Origin of the sequence: Bartonella sp. LB28NMGDW (assembly GCF_042194435.1) — a bacterium.
GTDB lineage: Bacteria > Pseudomonadota > Alphaproteobacteria > Rhizobiales > Rhizobiaceae > Bartonella > Bartonella grahamii.
Window position 1 is genome coordinate 1 of the sequence record NZ_JBHIMX010000037.1, and the last position, 4985, is coordinate 4985.

Annotated in this window: 3 protein-coding genes; all 3 read right to left on the minus strand. The window is 45.3% G+C overall.

The genetic code is table 11. The annotated features are described in order from the left end of the window. The coding region (locus ACFIKG_RS08530) for a lysozyme (protein WP_375652114.1) at window positions 1-425 on the minus strand (425 nt) is incomplete at its 3' end. A 63-nt stretch (window positions 426-488) separates the two neighbouring features. Continuing rightward, complete coding sequence (locus ACFIKG_RS08535; protein WP_375652115.1) at window positions 489-818, minus strand: hypothetical protein; 330 nt, start codon at window positions 816-818, stop codon at window positions 489-491. A gap of 9 nt (window positions 819-827) precedes the next feature. Then, a complete protein-coding gene (locus ACFIKG_RS08540; protein ID WP_375652116.1) occupies window positions 828-4871 on the minus strand; it encodes an alanine-zipper protein in 4044 nt (1347 codons plus the stop codon). Window positions 4872-4985: the final 114 nt, after the last annotated feature.

The window sequence follows — 4985 nt, forward strand, 5'->3', positions numbered from 1 at the left end:
GCTTCTGCTGCTCGACGGTTGGCTAAACCCGCAAGAGGCTTCCCACCAACCTTATTCCATTTCTGTAATTCAACAGGGACCGCTTCATAATCGCCTTGATTAAGCTTCTTCAACAATGTTGACTTGCGAAAAGCAGCTGTTCCTACGTTATAGCAAAACGATACCAATGCCGCGAATTGGCAATCCGTTAACGAAACCGTAACCGATTCCTCTACCGTCTGCTCAAATTGCTTTAAGTCTTTACAAAGGATTTCTTCTGCTTGCTCTTGGCTAATACACATGCCTTTTTTGACAAGGGGGTGACCCGCATTGCTGGTGTGACCATAACCAATCGTCCAGACACATGCCGTATCTCTATAAGCCTCTAAACGCAAACCTTCCCATTGTTTGATAAGCTCTAATCCTTCTTTCGATATCTTTCTCATCTGACGCTCCATAAAAAAAGCCCCACAAAAGTGAGGCTGGATAAAAATGTTTTTTTATGATCTCTATTGACTATGCTCTTTGATCAGTTGCTCGACTTCTTCAACACGAAAGCCAAGTTGAAAGAGCGGTGCATATTCGCTTTCCTGTAATTCATACTGACAACGCTTTTCTACAAAATCACCATTTGAATCAAATGGCATGGTTGTTGTTAGACAAACCTTATGCGTGTCATCTTCTATCCCCTCTTCTCCTTCACTTAGCTCCTTGACTAAAACCCAATAAAAACGCGTCTCTAAAAGAACCTCTAACCTCCTTACGGTTTCAGCCTTATCAAAGGAAAGCATATTCATATAATCTTCTTTGCTATTTAAATGCTCTGGATAATCTATCATCTACCCCTCCTAAATATAATGCCGTGGATAACTACAGCCACGGGCGCTAGCCGATTCATAAATAGCATTCCGTATAATGACTGCGCGCAGATGTGGAGTGATATTCGTAGTATCTGACCAGTCTCCACCAGCCAACAATGCATACATATCTTTTTTAAACTGTACATTTGGTGAAGTTCCAGTTACTGTTTGCATGAAACAAACATCTTTCACAAATTGCCAAACATAACCGCAACCATCTTCACAACCGATATGCGAAATCATCCGTATATTTGCCGTATTCTTATAACCTCCAGAATGTTTTGGTGAAGGTGCTTTTTTGCCTTGAATCCCACCACCTTCATTGCTTCCATGCATCGCAGAGGTAAATTCTGTATTATTGAGCAAAGCCTTCTTAACACGCAGCATATCGGATATATGATCTATTTGTAGACGGTTCGTCGTAATAGGAACATTATACGCAGAGCGGGTACTGTGACCCGTCCCTGACTGAAGATAAATATCAACCCAAATATCTGTAGAGGGGTCGTAAACCATACCCTCTGGGGAACTATGCGGGCGATGATTGAGACACCAAACAGAGTTCGGCAATATATCCCCTGCTTGATAACCGGATAATGGGTGACCGGAAATCGTACCAACATCCGCACAGAGCGTATGAAACCCTCCTATCTTTCGCGAATTACTCACTGTGTAATTCCTTGGATAGGTAGAGTTTTCTGACAAAACAAGTTTATGAGACTGTTTTCCATCAGAAACCAGATAAACATAATAATCCTTGCCTACCGAAAGAGAAGGAACGCTTATTCTTGTATCTGCCGTATAACTTGCAACCAAAGTATCATTGCCTAATGCCAAGGTTATACGCGTTCCTTTCTTCAATGTGAGTTGTTTTTTCCCTGTCGCAACAAGAAACGGCGTAGAAATTGAAAGAACCGTTAAATTGGACTGTTTCAGTAAATTGTTTATCTCTTCCCCTAGCACTTTTGCCTGTGAGGCTACTGTATGGGCTGTTGTTGCCGTTGCTAGGGAACTCTTGATACCTCCAAGCTCTTGTTTCGTCGTATCGGCTGTTGTTTTAGCTTCTTCTGCTGTCCTTTTCGCTCTATCAGCTACTTCCTTGGCTTTTTCGGCTTCGCTCTTGGCTTGATAGGCTTGTGAATCTGCCGACTCGGCTTTTTTCTTGGCTTCGTCTGAGTACATCCGCGCTAAACTTACGGGGGCTTTAAAATTCTCAACCACTTGATTGATATCGATAACCCTACTCCTCGCTGACGAGGCTATTTTCTCTGCATTTTCTGCCTGATTGCGCGCTTGCTCCGCGTCATGTCTTGCATAACCAGCAGACTCCTTGGCTTCCTTGGCTATTTTTTGTGCCTCTTCCGCTTCTTCCTCTAAAGACGCGGCTTTCTTACCCGCTGTTTCGGCTGCCCTCTGCGCCTCTCCTGCTATATATTTTGCATTACTAGCTATTTCCTTGGCTTTTTCTACTTCATTCTTGGCTTCATACGCTCGGTCATCGGCTTTCTCCGCTATTTTCTTGGCTTCTTCGCCTGCCATTTCTGCTAATCTTGCTATAGTCTTAGCATTATCTGCCACTTCCTTCGCGTCGTAAGCTTTACTCCACGCTTCATTTGCTGTTTTTTCTGCCTTTTCTGCCTGACTACGCGCTTGCTCCGCATCATGCTTGGCATAACCTGCTGTCTGTTTGGCTTCCTTCGCTGTTTTTTCTGTCTCTTCTAGCTTGTCTTCTAAAGATGATGCTAAAGACGCTGCCTTTTTACCCGCCGCTTCTGCCGCTTTCTGTGCTTGTTCTGCTGTATATTTTGCACTATTAGCTATTTCCTTGGCTTTTTCGGCTTCGCCCTTAGCTTGATAGGATTGTGAATCTGCTACTTCCGCTTTTTTCTTGGCTTCGTCTGCATATGTCCGTGCTAAACTTGCTATAGTCTTAGCGTCACCTGCTACTTCCTTCGCGTTGTTAGCTGTACTCCACCCTTGATGAGCTGTGTTGCCTGAATTTTCCGCTATCTTCTTGGCTTCATCTGCGTACGTACGCGCTAAACTTGCTATAGTTTTAGCGTCACCTGCTACTTCCTGAGCTTTATTGGCATTACTCCATCCTTCATGAGCTGTACTTTTTGCCTTTTCTACCTCACTGCGCGCTTGTGCCGCCTCATGGTTAGCATAACCAGCTGTCTGTTTGGCTTCTTTCGCTATCTTTTCAGCTTCACCCGCTACTGTCTCTACCTGTGATGCCTTCTTTTGTGCACCATCAGCTACCTTCTTTGCCTCGTCCGCTGTCGACTTCGCACTATTGGCTAATTGTTTTAGACCATCCAAAGCACCTTTCGTTTCTTCTGCTACCTTCTCTGCTGCTTCCGCTTTACTCTTTGCTGCTGTAGCTATACCCTTCAACGCTTCTGCATCAACATGCCCTGCCGTCTCTCCTGAACGCGCCGCAGACTCTGCTACCGCTTTCGCTTCAGAAGCTAATTTTGTAGCCTCCTCTGCACTCTGTTGGGCTTGATGAGCCGTCGCTGTTGCTGTATCCGCTGCACTCTTGGCTTCTAAGGCTATCGCTTTGGCATTACTTGCCTCTTCTTTTGCTTCTTCTGATACGCTCTTCGAAGAAGTCGCTGTTTGATTTGCTTCATTCGCAACTCTCTCTACACTTTCTGCTTTAACCTTTGCTTCTTCTGATAAACTTTTAGCATTAGAGGCTGTTTGACTTGCTTGTTCACTCGTGGATTTCGCTTCAGTCGCAACAGTTTTTAAACTTTCCGCTTTAGATTTCGCATCGCTAGCCTCTCTTACAGCTTGCTCTACTTTCTCTGTTGCACTATCCGCTGCACTCTTGGCTTCTGAAGCTGTGACTGTCGCATCATCCGCCTTCTTTTCGGCTCTTGCGGCTTTCTCTTCTGCCGTCTCTGCTGTACTTTTAGCGTCTTGCGAAAGGACATGAGCATCCTCTGCTTTATTCTTCGCTTCCACCGCTGTGTCTTTTGCACTATCCGCTAACTGCTTTGCATTATTTGCTAACGTTTCTGCCGAATGCGCTCTCATCTTAACTTCTTCAACCAATTGTTTGGCTTCACCGGCTTTAGTCTTGGCTTGTGTAGCAACGTCTTCTATTGTTAAAGCCCTCTGCTCTACTCCTTCTGCTGTCCTTTTGGCTCCCTCAGCTGTATTCTTGACATGATCAACCGATTGCTTAAGATCCTTGACATCTGCCAACGCTCTCAATGCCGTTTCTTTTGCATCACCAGCTACCGAAGAGGCTGTCTCTGCTGTCATCTTGGCTTCAGAAGCTGTCGTGAGAGCTTGCCCACTGTTCGTTGCTGCTGTTTCTGCAACATTCTTCACCTCGCCCATCACCTGCTTGGCATCATCAAAAGCGCTCTTGGTTTGTTCGGAAAGTGTTTTTGCATCTCCTGCCGTTGCCTTGGCTTCTCTTGCCTCTGTCAAAGCTGTCTCTACTGTGCTTTGAACTTGTGTCACTCTTTGAGAGCTTTCCGTGACCGCTGTCGTCACTCTATCGGCTGCACCTTTAGTATCATCCGCAATACGCTTGGCTTCTTGCGCTAACCTCTCTGCCGCTTCTGATTTCATCTTGGCATCTTCTGAAGAGGTTTTCGAGACCTCTGCTGTTGTCTTGGCGGCATTGGATACTGTTAATGCCGTATTTGCCTGCTCTAAAGCTGTATCAGCTGTCGTCTTGGCGGCATTGGCTACAGTAACTGAACTCGCTGCTGTGCCTGCTGCTTGCGCTATCGTCGTCGCTGCTGCATCCGATAATTCCTTGACACTATCTGCTATAGTTTTCGCTTGATCTGCTGTTTGTTGCGCGCCATTCGCACGCGCCATGGCTTTTTCTGCTTCTTTCCTTGCATTAACAACCTGCTCTAACGGCGCAAAGGTTTCATACGAATACAAAGATGCCGTCCCTAAAAGCTTCGGAACAACAACGCTGTCTTGAGAAGTTCCTGCTATCATTTCTTCTCTCGTCGCGACAGGTATCAAATATTCATGTTCATGATCGGGTATCTTCATCTGCTTTCGTCCTCACATCATTCAGAGTACTTCGTCTAATGAACACTCTTTCAAATCTTCAAACTCTTCTCTTAAAGCCTCTAAGCGCTTCTCTAAATCTTTCAGTGAACCATC

What these genes read in the sequence shown, in the direction of transcription:
- ACFIKG_RS08535 (WP_375652115.1), bottom strand. Translation starts at nt 818, where the DNA reads ATGATAGATTATCCAGAGCATTTAAATAGCAAAGAAGATTATATGAAT.
- ACFIKG_RS08540 (WP_375652116.1), bottom strand. Translation starts at nt 4,871, where the DNA reads ATGAAGATACCCGATCATGAACATGAATATTTGATACCTGTCGCGACG.